19 protein-coding genes are annotated in these 16261 nt (G+C 29.0%); all 19 read left to right on the top strand.

Annotated features, from left to right (window positions below; translation table 11 throughout):
• Positions 1-319 precede the first annotated feature (319 nt).
• The 19 genes from BUB51_RS05455 to BUB51_RS05365 all read left to right on the top strand — a co-directional run bounded on the left by BUB51_RS05455 (position 320) and on the right by BUB51_RS05365 (position 16217).
• A complete protein-coding gene (locus BUB51_RS05455; protein WP_052045342.1) occupies positions 320-613 on the top strand; it encodes a hypothetical protein in 294 nt (97 codons plus the stop codon).
• A gap of 325 nt (positions 614-938) precedes the next feature.
• A complete protein-coding gene (locus BUB51_RS05450) occupies positions 939-1673 on the top strand; it encodes a hypothetical protein (RefSeq protein ID WP_035161363.1) in 735 nt (244 codons plus the stop codon).
• A gap of 66 nt (positions 1674-1739) precedes the next feature.
• Positions 1740-2342, top strand: a complete 603-nt coding sequence (locus BUB51_RS05445; RefSeq protein ID WP_073196120.1) for a BofC C-terminal domain-containing protein — start codon at positions 1740-1742, stop codon at positions 2340-2342.
• Positions 2343-2523: 181 nt separating this feature from the next.
• Complete coding sequence (ruvC, locus tag BUB51_RS05440) at positions 2524-3018, top strand: crossover junction endodeoxyribonuclease RuvC (RefSeq protein WP_073196118.1); 495 nt, start codon at positions 2524-2526, stop codon at positions 3016-3018.
• Between the two features lie 21 nt (positions 3019-3039).
• Positions 3040-3624, top strand: coding sequence for a Holliday junction branch migration protein RuvA (gene ruvA / locus BUB51_RS05435; RefSeq protein WP_073196117.1), 585 nt, complete (start codon positions 3040-3042; stop codon positions 3622-3624).
• A gap of 13 nt (positions 3625-3637) precedes the next feature.
• Complete coding sequence (ruvB, locus tag BUB51_RS05430) at positions 3638-4657, top strand: Holliday junction branch migration DNA helicase RuvB (RefSeq protein WP_035161357.1); 1020 nt, start codon at positions 3638-3640, stop codon at positions 4655-4657.
• Positions 4658-4661: 4 nt separating this feature from the next.
• On the top strand, positions 4662-4877 hold the full coding sequence (locus BUB51_RS05425; protein WP_073196115.1) for a DUF2905 domain-containing protein: 216 nt from the start codon (positions 4662-4664) through the stop codon (positions 4875-4877).
• 40 nt (positions 4878-4917) lie between these two features.
• Entirely contained in the window at positions 4918-6537 is a 1620-nt protein-coding gene (locus BUB51_RS05420; protein WP_073196114.1) for a SpoIID/LytB domain-containing protein, read from the top strand.
• A gap of 13 nt (positions 6538-6550) precedes the next feature.
• Positions 6551-7576 carry a tRNA preQ1(34) S-adenosylmethionine ribosyltransferase-isomerase QueA gene (gene queA, locus BUB51_RS05415; RefSeq protein ID WP_073196112.1) on the top strand — a complete coding sequence of 342 codons (1026 nt, stop codon included), beginning with the start codon at positions 6551-6553 and terminating at the stop codon, positions 7574-7576.
• A gap of 16 nt (positions 7577-7592) precedes the next feature.
• Positions 7593-8711 (top strand): tRNA guanosine(34) transglycosylase Tgt, encoded by a 1119-nt coding sequence (tgt, locus tag BUB51_RS05410; protein WP_035161349.1) that lies wholly within the window; start codon positions 7593-7595, stop codon positions 8709-8711.
• 53 nt (positions 8712-8764) lie between these two features.
• On the top strand, positions 8765-9034 hold the full coding sequence (yajC, locus tag BUB51_RS05405) for a preprotein translocase subunit YajC (RefSeq protein ID WP_035161347.1): 270 nt from the start codon (positions 8765-8767) through the stop codon (positions 9032-9034).
• A 99-nt stretch (positions 9035-9133) separates the two neighbouring features.
• A complete protein-coding gene (locus BUB51_RS05400) occupies positions 9134-9523 on the top strand; it encodes a TIGR04086 family membrane protein (RefSeq protein ID WP_073196111.1) in 390 nt (129 codons plus the stop codon).
• Positions 9524-9589: 66 nt separating this feature from the next.
• On the top strand, positions 9590-9727 hold the full coding sequence (gene scfA, locus BUB51_RS05395; protein WP_073196110.1) for a six-cysteine ranthipeptide SCIFF: 138 nt from the start codon (positions 9590-9592) through the stop codon (positions 9725-9727).
• Between the two features lie 117 nt (positions 9728-9844).
• Positions 9845-11194 carry a thioether cross-link-forming SCIFF peptide maturase gene (gene scfB / locus BUB51_RS05390; RefSeq protein WP_073196108.1) on the top strand — a complete coding sequence of 450 codons (1350 nt, stop codon included), beginning with the start codon at positions 9845-9847 and terminating at the stop codon, positions 11192-11194.
• A gap of 20 nt (positions 11195-11214) precedes the next feature.
• Positions 11215-11718 (top strand): gamma carbonic anhydrase family protein, encoded by a 504-nt coding sequence (locus tag BUB51_RS05385; protein WP_073196107.1) that lies wholly within the window; start codon positions 11215-11217, stop codon positions 11716-11718.
• Between the two features lie 117 nt (positions 11719-11835).
• Positions 11836-13104 carry a protein translocase subunit SecD gene (secD, locus tag BUB51_RS05380; RefSeq protein ID WP_073196105.1) on the top strand — a complete coding sequence of 423 codons (1269 nt, stop codon included), beginning with the start codon at positions 11836-11838 and terminating at the stop codon, positions 13102-13104.
• A gap of 16 nt (positions 13105-13120) precedes the next feature.
• A complete protein-coding gene (secF, locus tag BUB51_RS05375) occupies positions 13121-14008 on the top strand; it encodes a protein translocase subunit SecF (protein ID WP_073196104.1) in 888 nt (295 codons plus the stop codon).
• 116 nt (positions 14009-14124) lie between these two features.
• Positions 14125-15801, top strand: a complete 1677-nt coding sequence (locus BUB51_RS05370) for an ABC1 kinase family protein (protein WP_073196102.1) — start codon at positions 14125-14127, stop codon at positions 15799-15801.
• An 11-nt stretch (positions 15802-15812) separates the two neighbouring features.
• Positions 15813-16217: a LapA family protein gene (locus BUB51_RS05365; protein ID WP_073196101.1), complete on the top strand. Its 405-nt coding sequence runs from the start codon at positions 15813-15815 to the stop codon at positions 16215-16217.
• The last annotated feature ends 44 nt before the right edge of the window (positions 16218-16261 follow it).

Raw genomic sequence — 16261 nt, 5'->3', positions numbered from 1 at the left:
TGCAAGTATTGACAGTATTAGCCAGTAAAATATATTAAAGCTTCGCTTCTTAAAAATATGTCTATATTCATATAAATATTGTTTTAATGTTTGTTTTATAGAGTTTTTGGATATACTAATCATAATCAGACATCTCCTAGATTTTTTTTTAGTTATGATTAGTATTCCTAGGATTTAGATGTCTGATTTTTCTACTTTATGGAAGCTAACTCTTTATTTCTTGTAAAGTGGTGTTAAATTTAAATAAGTATTAAAAATTACAGAAGGCGAGTATTTAGTAGAAATTAATTATAAGTTAACTTTGAGGAGTTGTATGGAGATGACTGATTTAGATAGATTAATTGAGTTATATGGGATGGATGTAACAGATGATTTAGAGGTAAGTCCATTTGAGTATGTTGAAACATTTTTGATTAGAAGTGAGATTGAAAATAATTATGAAAAATTAAATGAGTTTCAAAAGAAAAAGTTAGAAGAATATGATAAGATTTTATTAAAAAGAGCAAAAGAATTTGTTTGTTATTTAAAAGAGCCATTTCCAGGCTGGAATAATAAAGAACCTAAAGAACATTGGTGGTGGCATTTGGACAAAGTTTTAAATGATGATAATTAGATTTCTAATTTAATATCAATTGTAAGCAGATAGTAACGTAGAAATTTATAGCATGGTTCTTACTCTAGAACTTATGCTATTTTTATTTTTTTGACAATATTAATTATTTATCTTTATTTAATTAAAATTGAATTATATTGCCTATTGACTTATTAATGATTCTAAAGTAGGATAAATAGAGTCTGTTATATATTTAATTTGAGAAAAAGTAGATTTATTGGTAAATAGTGCTCTAGTAAAATAACTAGTCTTATTAGAGAAAAAAGAGCTATGTGTGTTTAAACCTCCTTTTTTATGGTAATAATTGCTAGATGGAGGGATATCTATGTCAACTGCACCCAAAAAACTGTGGGATATATATGAAGGACTTAAAAATCAATTTTTATTTTATAATGATATTAATTCAATTTATATCCTATTGTCTTTATATGATTTAGAAGAAAATATAAGTAATATACGGCCTAAATATACATGCACAAAAAGCATTAAAAGGCGTATTAAATACATATTGAAAAATAGGACAAACAGAGAATTAATAGCTAGAAATATAAGTATATTAATTCATGAGGATATAAATAGATTAGAATTATGTTTCTATCTAGAGGGCTACAAATACGGCTATAATAATAAAAAATGGGTAGATAGATTGGAAAATAAAGCTATAGAGTTATATGGCATTGAAGGCCTTTATGATAATAGTTATCTATTTCACTATGATTTTAGTAAACCCGAAATAATTGATTTAAGAAAAGCTTTAAGGAGAGAAATTGATAGTAAAGAAAAGAAAGATAGACAAATAGAAGGTTTAGTTTATACATTTTGTAACAAGATTATAAAAAAGAAGATAGAGAATTTAGATAAGTATGTTGATAAACAACTTAAAATAGATTTTAATCCCTATAATTACAGCATTAAAGAAGAAGATTACAAACTGAAGGAAGAGGAACAAGATAAAATTTACCATTCTATTGTAAATGTTATTATAAAAAATGTAAAAGATATATATAAAGATGCATGTTGGTATGCTATAAACGACAAAGTTCTAAAAAGGTACATATAAACATTTACATGTATATAATTTGGCAGATTGGAAAAAATATTCCTCAAGAGATTAGGAGGGATATTTATGAAAAGGGTTTCAAAAGTTACATTTGTAACTTTTGCACTTTTATTACTTTTGATAAGTTTTATATATGGATATAACGTAGGAGATAAAAAGGCTATTGAGAAACCTCAAAAGGAATTGACAATTAAAGATGCAGAAAATAATGTTATTGGCTATAAAAATGACAATAATGTTGGGGTTGAAAAAGAAAATGTTATTGGCCCTAATACTGTTATTGAATACATAAATTATTATAAAAAGTGTAATGATACTTTAACTCAAATAGCAGAACCAGAAGAAACGATAATAAATTTTAATGAAGAAGATTATAGGAAGTATTTAGAAACTAATCATCCAAATTGGCAGTTATTATCTTTTTCGAGTGAAAGAATTATAGTTAAAAGAGAGTTAGATAGATATTGTCCAAATCATTATATAATAGGTGTTAAGGATAATAAGATAGCCATATTTAAATTTAATGACATGGGCGAAAAAGTATTAATTGAAATGATAAATAAATCTGTATCTACTTTAAAGGAAATAGATCAAGAAAAATTAAAGAAAGGCATAGTTGTAGATTCAAAAGAGGAAATAGGAGATATTTTGGAGAATTTTATAAGTTAAAAGCTAGGATAATGTTAAAACCTAGCTTTTTTGTTCTAATTAATTATGGTAAAATATTTATGTATTATATTTAATAATCTTTTTTAGCTATTTAAATTTGATCTTTGAAATACCAGCATTAAATAATTTTACATTTTAAATTTTTAATTTTACATTATCTTTACTGTAGGGAGATGATTTAATGATTATAGTAGGAATAGATCCAGGAATTGCAATAGTAGGTTATGGAATTATTGAGAAAAAGGGAAATAAACTTAAAGCTATAAAATATGGAGCTATAACAACTGAACCGGATATTTCATTACCATATAGGTTAAAAATCGTCTATGATGAGTTAACAAAAATTCTTATAGAATATAAGCCGGATGCATTTGCTATAGAAGAACTCTTTTTTAATAAAAATGTAAAGACGGCTATTACTATTGGACAAGCTAGAGGGGTTGAAATATTAGCAGCGGTTAATTGTGGAATAGATATTTATGAGTACACTCCACTTCAAGTTAAGCAAGGCGTTGTTGGCTATGGTAGAGCGCAAAAAAAGCAAGTTCAAGAAATAGTAAAATTATTATTAAATCTAAAAGAAATTCCAAAACCTGATGATGTTGCAGATGCTTTAGCTGTTGCAATATGTCATGCACATTCTGGCAGATTCAAAGAGTTATTTAAAATTAGATAATGATAGTGTAGGAGGAATTAGATGTTTAGTTATATAATTGGGGATGTAAGTGAGATAGGAGAGGATTACATAGTAATAGATAATCATGGAATTGGCTATTTTATCAATACATCAAAAAATACAATTTGTAATTTAAAAGATAATATAAAAGGAGTAAAAATTCATACACATTTTCATGTAAGAGAAGATGGTATTAGCATATATGGATTTATTAGTAAAGAAGAATTAGAAATGTTTAAATTATTATTGTTAGTATCTAAAATAGGGCCTAAAGTAGCTCTTGGTATACTTTCATCATTAACGCCAGAGAGTATTAAACAGGCAATACTAAATGAAGATATAAAATTACTTTCAACGGCACATGGAATAGGATTAAAGACAGGTAAAAGGATTGTTTTGGAATTAAAAGATAAAATAAAAGATGAGATTTTTACAGAAACTAATATTTTTAAAAGCGATTCGTCTATTGATGAATCTGTTGGAGCATTAATTTCTTTAGGATATAGCAGAACAGAAATAAATAATGTTTTGTCTAAAATTGATACATCAGATTTGAAAACAGAAGACATAATTAAAATTGCCCTAAAGAAATTGTCAACCAAGTAGGGAGGAATAGTTAATGAGCAGTATTGCAGAGGAGAACAGAATAATTACAAGTAATTTAAAATATGAGGATTATGAGATAGAGAATACATTAAGGCCAAGAAGAATAGATGATTATATAGGACAAAATAAAGTGAAGGAAAAACTTAAGATATTTATTGAAGCAGCCAAGAGACGAAATGAGTCATTAGATCATGTTTTGCTCTATGGGCCGCCTGGCCTCGGAAAGACAACATTAGCTAATATTATAGCGAATGAAATGGGAGTTAATATAAAAATAACATCAGGCCCGGCTATAGAAAGACAGGGCGATCTTGCTGCAATATTAACTAATTTGGAAGAAAACGATGTTCTCTTTATAGATGAAATACATAGATTAAACAGGAATGTTGAAGAAATTCTTTATCCAGCGATGGAAGATTACGTATTGGATATAGTTATAGGAAAAGGGCCGAGTGCTAAATCGATAAGATTAGATTTATCTAAATTTACTCTTATTGGAGCTACGACAAGAGCGGGTTTATTAACATCGCCATTAAGAGACAGATTTGGAGTTATATGCAAGTTGGATTTCTATGATGTAGAAAATTTAAAAAAAATAATAATAAGATCAGCGTATATTTTGGGTGTAAAAATTGATGAAGATGGTGCTAATGAAATAGCAAAGCGTTCAAGGGGAACACCTCGTATTGCAAATAGACTCCTTAAAAGAGTCAGAGATTATGCACAAGTTGTAGAAGATGGTGTTATTACAAAAAGTGTAGCACAAAAGGCGTTAGAATTATTAGAAGTGGATGAAATGGGATTGGATAATGTAGATAAAAGACTATTATATACAATAATATATAAATTTAATGGAGGGCCTGTAGGACTTGATACATTGGCGGCTTCTACAGGAGAGGAAAGTAACACTATAGAAGATGTTTATGAACCGTATTTACTTCAACTGGGATTTATTAATAGAACACCTAGAGGTAGGGTTGTAACTAAAAAATGTTTAGATTATTTTAATATTAAATTAGATGAGTTGGGGTGAAAAAATGGAATCATTAGGTAGATTTCTTGTGTTAACGGGTTTTATTTTTATTATTTTAGGTGGATTTTTAATGCTATTGCAGAGATTAGGATTAGGGAAACTGCCTGGTGATATTGTATATCAAAAAGGTAATTTTACTTTTGTTTTTCCAATAGTTACGTGTATTGTTTTAAGTATAATTTTATCGATAATTTTAAATATTTTCTCAAGACTTAAATAAGGGATAAAACGGTACAAAATACAGATTAAGGGGTGAAATCTTGAATGTAAAAAGGATTTTAACAATAATTTTAGCAGTAGTATTAATTCAATTTATTTCTCTGAATGTTTTAGGCGATAAAAGTGACGTTAAATATATAAGAGTAGGCCTCAAAAATCCAATGGTGTATCAAGATCAGGCGGTTATTAGTACTAATAATGGTTTTGTTATTTGTACTATAGATAATGGTTTTAATGAAATATTAAAGACTGATGCGAAAAGTTTATTTATTAGATTAGACGATTTTTATAAAATTGAGGACAGTATTAAATTAGTTAATGAAAATGAGCAGCCAGATTATGGGCCATATCATTTAGAAATAAAGGGAGAATATAAAGAATACGATGATGTAGAAGCTGAAATTATTAATTTAAAAGATGCGAATATCAAAGCATATCCGTATTATAATGGTAAGTTTAGAATTTGGTTAGGATTTTATAAAACTTATGAAGAGGCATTGACAGAGTCAGAGCTATTTTCAGAAAAGCTTGGAAAGAAAATTAACGTAATAGATAATAGTAATATGAGAATTGTAATAGAGGATAATAAAGGAAATGTATTATTAGTATTAGATCCAGATGCAAAACTTTATATTAAAAGCAATGTAGCCGAAGGTTATGGAAGTATAATAGCTGTAAATGGGAGTAATTATAGAGATTATTTGACTTTAAATAGAATAGATAAGGAGCTTATAATTATAAATTATCTTCCACTTGAACATTATTTATATGGAGTAGTGCCTAGGGAAATGTCTGCAAATTGGCCTCTTGAAGCATTAAAAGCACAAGCGGTTGCAGCTAGGAATTATGCATTAATTAGTTTGAAAAGGCATGATGATTTAGGATATGATTTGTGTGATACACAACATTGTCAAGTATATGCAGGTTATGATTGGGAGAACATAAAGAGTAATAAAGCTGTTGATGAAACTTATGGAAAAGTTTTAAAATATAATGGTAAGTTGGTAAATGCATATTTTCATTCTACCAGTGGCGGGCATACTGAAAATAGCGAGAATGTCTGGGAATATGAAATTCCTTATTTACGTGGAGTGAAGGATGATTTTTCTATAGGTTCGCCAAATTACAGTTGGCAGTTAGTTTTGAATAATAAAGAGATAAAAGAAAGACTTGAAGCAAATGATATAAGTATTGGAGATATTTGTTCTGTTGAACCTTTGGCTCGTTCTGAATATGGTAGGGTGTTGGAATTGAAAATTGAAGGAACTGATGGAGTAGAGATATTAAAAAAAGAAAATAGTAGAAAAGTATTTGGATATGCTTCGTTGAAAAGTACTTGGTTCGATGTAAAATCGGATGCTGATGTTTACGTTGTCAGTGGAGTTAATTTTAAACCTGTGAAGACGACTTTAAATAAAGTTTATATTGTTTCAGCCAATGGGATGGTTACTAACACTAGAAGTGTATATTCTCAAGTTAAGATAACAAATGGAGATAAAACTAATATAATGCCAGTGATACCTAATATGTATGTTTTTGAAGGCAGAGGTTGGGGACATGGAGTTGGTATGAGTCAATGGGGAGCTAAAAAAATGGCTGAATTAGGATATAATTATAAACAGATATTAGAATACTATTATACTGGAGCAAAAGTAGAGTAAAGGATGTGGTAAAATGAGAAGACAAGATTTTTATTTTGACTTGCCAGAAGAGCTTATAGCACAATATCCAATAGAAAAGAGAGATAGTTCAAGACTTATGGTATTGGATAAAAAGACTGGTGCTATTGAACATAAGGAATTTAGAGATATAATTGATTATTTAAATAAAGGTGATTGTTTAGTATTAAATGATACAAGAGTAATTCCTGCAAGACTTTTTGGGCAGAAAGAAGATACTGGTGGTAAGATTGAATTTTTGCTATTAAATAGAGTTGAAAAAGATAAATGGCAAGTGTTGGTAAAGCCGGGCAAAAGGGCGAGAATAGGGACTACGTTTGTTTTTGGTGATGGACTTTTAAAAGCTGATGTATTGGATATTGATGAAGAGGGAGTTAGGATAGTCGAGTTTAAATACGATGGGATTTTTGAAGAAGTATTAGATAAATTAGGGGAAATTCCTTTACCGCCGTATATAAAGCAGAAGTTAGAGGACAGAGAAAGATATCAAACAGTGTATTCAAAAAAAGAAGGATCGGCGGCTGCTCCAACTGCTGGACTTCATTTCACAGATGAATTATTGGAAAAAATTAAAGAAAAAGGAGTAGAGATTGTATATATAACTCTTCATGTAGGACTAGGGACTTTTAGGCCTGTTAAGGTTGATAATTTAGATGAGCACAAGATGCATTCTGAATTTTTTGAAGTTAGTGATAAGGCAGCAAATACAATAAATGAGATTAAGAAAAAAGGTGGCAAAATAATAGCTGTTGGGACAACTACGACTAGAACTTTAGAATCGTCAAGTAATAGTGAAGGGCTTGTTGTTCCTAAAAAAGGATGGACAGATATATTTATTTATCCGGGGTATAAATTTAAAATTATTGATAAACTTATTACGAATTTTCATTTGCCTGAATCTACATTGATTATGTTAGTTAGTGCATTGGCAGGCAGAGAAAATGTTTTAAGAGCTTATAATATTGCTGTAAAAGAGAAATATAGATTTTTCAGTTTTGGAGATGCTATGTTAATAAAATAAGTAAAGGAGGCAACCAATGGCTGTAAAATATGAATTAATTAAAGAATCTACTGAATGCAGGGCAAGGTTAGGGAAACTTTATACTCCTCATGGCGTAATTGAAACGCCTATATTTATGCCTGTTGGTACCAGAGCGACTGTAAAGACAATGACACCTGAAGAATTAAAAGATTTAGGAGCTCAAATTATATTAAGTAATACTTATCATTTATATTTAAGACCGGGACATGAGTTGATAAAAGAAGCTGGAGGGCTTCATAAATTCATGAACTGGGATAGGCCAATACTTACAGATAGTGGTGGATTTCAGGTTTTTAGTTTAGGAGATTTGAGAAAAATTACAGAGGAAGGTGTTGAGTTCAGATCTCATATAGATGGTTCTAGACACTTTATAAGTCCTGAAAAATCAATTGAAATCCAAAATGCGTTAGGTTCAGATATAATGATGGCGTTTGATGAATGTGCACCATATCCTAGTGATAGAGATTATGTAAAACATTCTCTTGAAAGAACAACTAGGTGGGCTAAAAGATGTAAGGAAGCACATAGAAATCCAGATACTCAAGCTTTATTTGGAATAGTTCAAGGTGGTGTGTATAGAGATTTAAGAGAGCAGAGTGCAAAAGAAATTGTAGATTTAGATTTTCCAGGATATGCTATTGGTGGATTGAGTGTAGGAGAGCCAAAAGAGCTTATGTATGAAGTGCTTGATTATACGGTTCCACTCCTACCTAAAAATAAACCTAGATATTTAATGGGAGTTGGTAGCCCTGACTGTTTATTTGAAGGTGTGATAAGAGGTATTGATATGTTTGACTGCGTTTTACCTACTAGGATAGCTAGAAATGGTACTGTAATGACAAGTCATGGAAAGGTTGTAATTAGAAATGCTAAATATGCAAGAGATTTTGGAAAACTTGATCCTGAATGCGATTGTTATACTTGTCGTAACTATTCAAGGGCATATATTAGACATTTATTTAATGTAAATGAGATTTTAGGAGCTAGACTTACTACTATACATAATTTGTATTTCTTATTAAGATTGATGGAAAATATTAGATTAGCTATTAAAGAAGATAGGTTATTGCAATATAAAGAAGAATTCTTTAAAAAATATGGATATATTAAATAAGTGAAGGAATTAAGTTGTTAATATAGAATATATAGAAAGGAAGGGGGGATTGCATGCAACAGTATTCAGGATTATTGATGCCAATTTTGTTGTTGGTTATTTTTTACTTTATTTTAATTAGGCCGCAACAGAAGAAAGAGAAAAAAATTAGAGAGATGAGAAATAATTTAAAAGTTGGTGATGAAATTATCACAATTGGCGGCATTCATGGGAAAATAGTAAAGATTAAAGATGAAATAATAACTATTGAAGTAGGTGCTGACAAAACTAGATTTAATGTCTCAAGATGGGCAATTGGCAATGTTGTAAAAAGTGAAAAATAGTTTTGGTACATAAAAGACTTCCGGAAGGGGGTCTTTTTTCTTGTAATTAATTAGATTTATTCTGCATAAGTTTAAATAAGAAGTATTGGGGGTGGAGAAATGAGAATAAATGTTAATGAGGAAAATGACAATTATATGGTTACAACTTTTAAGGGGGTTTTAATAAGTATAGCAATTTCGATTATATGTATTATTGTTCTAGCAGTAATATTAACTTATACGAGTTTATCGGAGAATGTTGTGCCAATTTTGAATTCTATAATTATGATAGTTAGTATTGCTTTAGGAGCAATTTATACGTCTGTGAAAATTAAAAAAAAGGGATGGCTTAATGGTGCCATAATTGGTTTACTATATTTTATATTATTGATATTAGTGAGTTATATTTTTATACGTTCATATAAAATTAATAGCCATGTTATAATAAAAGGAATAGTTGCAATAATTACAGGAGCAGTTGGCGGTATGATTGGAGTTAATTTAAAATAACACTTTATATTTAAAAATCTATGTGTTATAATCTATTAAGAAAAAATTATTAAGGGAGGTATATATATGAAGCATATAAATACAATAAGTGGTCGTAGCTTAAAAAGTACAATTGCAAAAGGTGGATGCGGAGAGTGCCAAACTTCATGCCAGTCAGCATGTAAGACTTCTTGCACTGTTGGAAATCAGAAGTGTGAGAGATAAAGTGCTACATAAAAAGTAGTGGTTATCCACTGCTTTTTTTCTGTTTAAAAATGTAAAATTATTTGATTAGATTTAATCTTTGATATAAAATAGAAGTTGCGACGGTATTAAGGAGGAATGTATATGAATATGCATATGTTTCAAATGAATGGGAAAAACATAGTATTAGATGTTAATAGTGGAGCAGTACATGTAGTAGACGAAATCGTTTGGGACATAATTAAACTATATGAAGATAAGAGTCTAGAATTAATTATTGATGATTTAAAAAATAAATATGATGAATCTGATATCGTAGAAGCATATAAAGAAATACAGACTTTAGTCGATAATGAATTGTTATTTACAAAAGAAGAGGAATTGGATATAAATTATAATCCGCAAAATATTGTTAAAGCTCTGTGCTTGCATGTGGCGCATGATTGTAATTTAAAGTGTGAATATTGTTTTGCTTCTCAAGGGGATTTCAAGGGACAAAGATTATTAATGCCTTTAGAGGTTGGTAAGAGAGCATTAGAGTTTTTAGTTGAAAATTCAGGAAATAGAAAAAATCTTGAAGTCGATTTTTTTGGTGGAGAACCGTTGATGAACTTTGATGTTGTGAAAAAGTTAGTTGAATATGGACGTGAACTGGAGAAAAAATATAATAAAAGATTTAGATTTACTATAACTACTAATGGAATTTTATTAAATGATGATAATATGAAGTTTATTAATGAAAATATGGATAATGTAGTACTTAGTTTAGATGGTAGAAAAGAAGTAAACGATAGGATGAGAAAAACACTAAATGGTAATGGTAGTTTTGATATTATTGTTCCTAAATTTTTAAAGCTAGTAAAATTAAGAGGAGATAAAACATACTACGTTAGAGGTACATTCACAAGCTATAATTTAGATTTTTCTAAAGATGTTTTAAAACTTCATGAAATGGGATTTGATAGTATTTCAGTTGAACCGGTAGTTGCAAGTCCAGAGAATGATTATGCAATATTAGAAGAACATTTAGAAACAATATTGAATGAATATGAAAAATTGTCAAGTAAATATATAGAACTTAAAAAAGCAGGGAAGGGCTTTGAATTTTTCCATTTCATGATTGATTTAAATCAAGGACCTTGTTTAATTAAGAGAGTAGTAGGTTGTGGCGCCGGTGTAGAATATATGGCAGTTACTCCTGAAGGAGATTTATATCCTTGCCATCAATTTGTTGGGGATGAAGAATTTAAAATGGGCGATATTTTTACTGGTGTAACAAACGAAAAGTTAAGAGAGAAATTTAAAAGAGCAAATGTACTGACAAAAAGTGAATGTAAGGAATGCTGGGCTAGATTTTACTGTAGCGGAGGATGTCATGCTAATGCCTATAATTTTAATAAAGATATAACTAAACCATATAAAATTGGCTGTGAAATGGAGAAAAAGAGAATAGAATGTGCTATATCGATAGTGGCAAATGGTTGCTAGGATATTAAGGAGGGTTAAGCATGTTAAAGGAATATGAAGGTAAAAAGCCCAAAATACATGATAGCTGTTTTATTGCAGATGGTGTAGAAATAATTGGAGATGTTGAAATAGGAGAGAACACGAGTATTTGGTATAATACAGTAATAAGAGGCGATGAGAATTCGATAAAAATTGGTAAATATACAAATATTCAGGATGGATGTGTGATACACATAAGTAAAGAATGCGAGACAGTTATAGGTGATTATGTTACAATTGGGCATAAGGCAATAATACATGCATGCAAAATTGGAGATAATGTTTTGATAGGAATGGGTGCTATAATTTTAGATGGTGCTGAAATTGAAGACAATGTTTTAGTTGGTGCAGGAAGTATTATAACACCGGGTAAGAAAATTCCATCAGGAACTTTAGTATTAGGTTCACCGGCAAAGGTTGTAAGAAAGTTAACTGATGAAGAAATTAATCATTTAAAACAGTCAGCTGTAGACTATGTTAAATATGCAAAGAAACATAAAGAATAATTTAAAATAAAGCTTCAATATGGATGAGGGTATAATATTACAAAGTTATATATTATTGACTCATTTTTACAGTAGTTATATAATAAAAATAATGATGGGTTGAAGGGGGCAGAATAAATGAACTTCAAAAATATTGCTATTTTTTTATTGATTATTGCATTAATTGGATTTATTAGCTATTCGGCGATTTATGGAGTTAATTTAGGTAAGTATGAGATTACGCCTGTAAAAGAAAGCATGAAACTTGGTTTAGACTTGGAAGGTGGAGTATTTGTTGTATTAGAAGCACAAACTGATGCACAAGGTGCAGAATTAGAAAGGATAATGGAGCAGGCAAAGGCGATTATAAGACAAAGAGTAGATGGATTAGGTGTAGCCGAGCCTAATATAGTTTTAGAAGGTAAAAAAAGAATAAGAATTGAATTACCAGGCGTAAAGAATGCACAAGATGCTATTGATATTATAGGTAAAACAGCACAATTACAGTTTGTTGATCCTAAAGGTAATGTTGTTGTAACTGGTAAAAATATAAAAAGATCAGAGGTTACTTATCAGTTAAATAGAGAAAAAGGAAGAGAAGAGCCTGTTGTTGCATTAGAGTTTGATAAAGAAGGTGCTAAAAGATTTGCAGAGGCGACTCGTGAATTGGTTAAGAATGTGAATAGAAAAGACAAAATTATATATATAGTTTTAGATGATGAAGTGATTTCAAGTCCTGTAGTTAATAGTGCTATTACGGATGGTAAAGCTGTAATAACAGGTAATTTTACAGTTGAAGAGGCAGGAAAATTAGCAACTTTAATAAGAGCAGGGGCATTGCCTGTTGAAATGAAAGAAGTGCAAACTTCAGTTATTGGCCCTACATTGGGATTAGAATCATTAGATAAGAGTATTTATGCTGCAAAAATAGGATTAATTTTGATATTTTTATTTATGTTAATTTATTATAGAATACCAGGATTAATAGCCGATATAAGTCTTACTATATATATATTATTGCTTTTAGGTACTATGATTTATTTAGATGCTACTTTAACTTTACCAGGTATTGCAGGTTTAATTTTATCAATAGGTATGGCTGTAGATGCTAATGTTGTAATTTTTGAAAGGATTAAAGAGGAAATTAGATCAGGTAAGACTTTAAGGGCAGCTGTTGATTCAGGATTTAAACGTGCTTTGCGTACTGTTATAGATGCCAATGTAACTACATTTATAGCAGGAATTGTATTGTTTAAGTTTGGGACAGGGCCTATTAAAGGATTTGCAGTAACATTATTAATTGGTTTAGTTGCTTCAATGATTACAGCAGTATTTATTACAAAATATTTACTAAAACTTACTATAAAGATGAATATAACTAAAAATACAAAACTCTATGGAGCATAAAAGAGGGGGATTTGACGTGAATATCATAAGAAATAGAAATAAATTTTTCCTTATCTCTTTGACTATAATTGTTATAGGTTTAGTGATGGCAGCTGTAAATGGTTTAAATGTTGGTATTGATTTTACTGGAGGAACTTTATTACAGATTGATTTTGGTAAAAAAGTACCAGTTAATGAAATAAGAAAGATTACAGATGAATTTGATAAGAATGCAAGTATCCTTCATGTTGGAGATAATAAAGAACAGGTTATAATAAAGACGACTTTAGATTTAGATAATAAAGATAGAATAGAAATATTCAATAAGTTTAAAGAAAAATATAATCTTAAAGATGAAGCTTTTGTTCAATCACAAAAGTTTGGGCCTTCTATAGGTAAGGAAATAAGGACTAAAGCATTATTATCAGTATTAATAGCTACTATTGGTATGCTTATATATATTACTTTTAGATTTGAATTTAAATTTGGTATTTCAGCTATTGTTGCTCTAGTACATGATGTTTTAATTACTTTTAGTGTATATGCAATTTTTCAAATACCTGTTAATAATCCTTTTGTGGCTGCTATGCTGACTATAGTAGGTTATTCAATAAATGATACAATTGTAGTTTTTGATAGAATCAGAGAGAACATAAAAATTATGAAGAAAGACAAATATGAGGATATTGTAAATAAGAGTATTTCTCAAACTATAGTAAGATCTATTAATACTTCATTTACAACATTATTAGTTATAGTAGTTTTATATATTTTTGGAGTAGAAGCTATAAAAGATTTTGCACTTCCATTAATCGTAGGTATAATAGCTGGTACTTACTCATCAATATTCATTGCCAGTCCTATATGGTATCTGTTAAGAACAAGAGTTTCAGATAGAAATAATTATAATCCTAATAGAGTATAAAGTATTAAACTGCCGTAAGGCAGTTTTTTTCTAAAAAAAGATGAGTTTATGTAATACATATTTTAATCTATGACAATAATAATGGATATATATACCACTAAAAAGGAGTGGCAGGATTGAGGTTATTTCTTTATAAAAGAAGAAAGAAATTAAAAAGATATAGAGAAATAGCAAAGATACTTACAAAGTATGGATTCGATATGATTGCAGAAAGAATTGATAATAGAAGCATTATTTCGAAAATGTTTATAAGAAGTAAAAAATACAGTCAGAAATATACTAGAGGTGAGAGGATTAGATTTACATTAGAAGAATTAGGGCCAACTTTTATTAAATTTGGACAAATTCTTAGTACAAGATATGATATTTTACCGAAAGATATAGTAGATGAATTGTCAAAATTACAGGATGAAATTACTCCTTTTGATTTAGATACTGCAAAAAGCATTATTAGGGATGAACTAGGTAAAGATTTAGAAGATGTTTTTATTGAGTTTCAAGAAGAACCTTTAGCGGCTGCATCTATTGGGCAAGTTTATCGTGGTGTTTTAAAGGACGGTAATAAAGTTGTAATAAAGGTGCAGAGGCCTAATATAGATGAAATAATAAAACAGGATATAGATATTTTATATACTTTAGCTAGATTGTTTGATGATATTTTAAAGAAAAAAATGGTTATTAGTACAAGAGATATTGTAGAGGAATTTTCTTATTTTATTAGAAAAGAGCTTGATTATACTTATGAAGCTCAAAATTGTGAAAGGTTTAGAATGTATTTTAAAAACGATGAAAGAGTAGTTATTCCTAAAACATATTGGGAATATACGACAAAAAAAGTATTAGTTATGGAAGAAATAAAAGGGATTAAAGTAAGTGATATTGATGAGATAGATAAGATGGGATTTAATAAAGAAAAGTTATCGGAGCTAGGTGCGAAAGTATTTTTGGAGCAGATATTTATACATGGATTTTTTCATGGTGATCCGCATCCAGGTAATATTTTAGTATTATCAGAAAACAAAATAAGTTTTATAGATTTTGGAGTTGTAGGATATCTAGATAATTTAACATTCGAATTTATAACGACTTTATTAAGAGCAGCTATCGATAGAGATATAGATAAGATAGTAGAAAGTTTATATAAAATGAATGCGATATCTGCTGAAACTGATGAAATTGGGTTAAAGAAAGAATTATTCTTTATTATAAATTACTACTTTGATTTACCAATTAATAAAATTAATTTTGGAGAAGCATTTAATGAAATTATGTCTATAGCATATAAATATAAACTAAAAATGCCTTCACAATTAACATTATTAATTAAATCAATCATAACGATTGAAGGAACAGGAAAAAAATTAAATCCTCATTTTAATTTATCAAGAATTTCTAAGGAAATTATAAAAAAGATAACGAAAAGGAAATTTAATCCCAAATCTGTAACAAAGAAAATTATAGATACTACAACCGAAAATATAGAGAATATTTTTGAAATTACTAATAGAGTTAATGATATATTATATAAAATCGACAAAGATAAATTAAAAATTAAAATGGAGATAGAAGGATTAAACAAGTTGGAGAAGGAAATATATATAATGACAAATAAATTGGCATTAAGTTTAATAATTTCGTCAATTATTGTGGGTTCATCTATAATAATTCAAGCTCATACAGGCCCTGAAATATTAGGGATGTCAGCTTTTGGATTAATAGGTTTTTTAGCAGCCGGTATTCTAGGAGTATCATTAATTGTATCTATTCTTTTAAATAAGAGGAATTATAAATAGGGGGTATTTTGATGGAGATAAGTTTTATATTTTCACTTATTTTTGCAATACTAGTAGCAGTATTTGCTTTAAAAAATGCAGACAGTGTTATGATTGATTTCTTTTTTGCTAAAGTCCAAGTTTCTCAGGCTATAGTCATATTTGTATCAGCGGCATTGGGAGCAGTAATAGTTACTATATTAGGATTTGTAAGGCAGTTAAAATTAACTTTGAAAATAAAGGAACAGTCTAGAAAAATTAAGAAATTAGAAGAAGAAAAGGTTTTATTAGAAAGTAGAATCGAAGAAATTATTTCAGAGAAAGATTTAAAAATGGGAACCGATTTTGAAGTAAATAGTGTTGAAAACAGTGAAATAAAGAATATAAATTCTAAAGAAAATAGTGATAAAAATGAAGCAATTACCGATGAGAAATAAGAGGTTGTGAATACATATTATATAGACTTTAATGCATATAGAAT

It is taken from the genome of Caloranaerobacter azorensis DSM 13643, from assembly GCF_900129995.1.
Classification (GTDB): Bacteria; Bacillota; Clostridia; order Tissierellales; family Thermohalobacteraceae; genus Caloranaerobacter; species Caloranaerobacter azorensis.
This window is presented reverse-complemented; position numbering and strand designations above follow the sequence as displayed.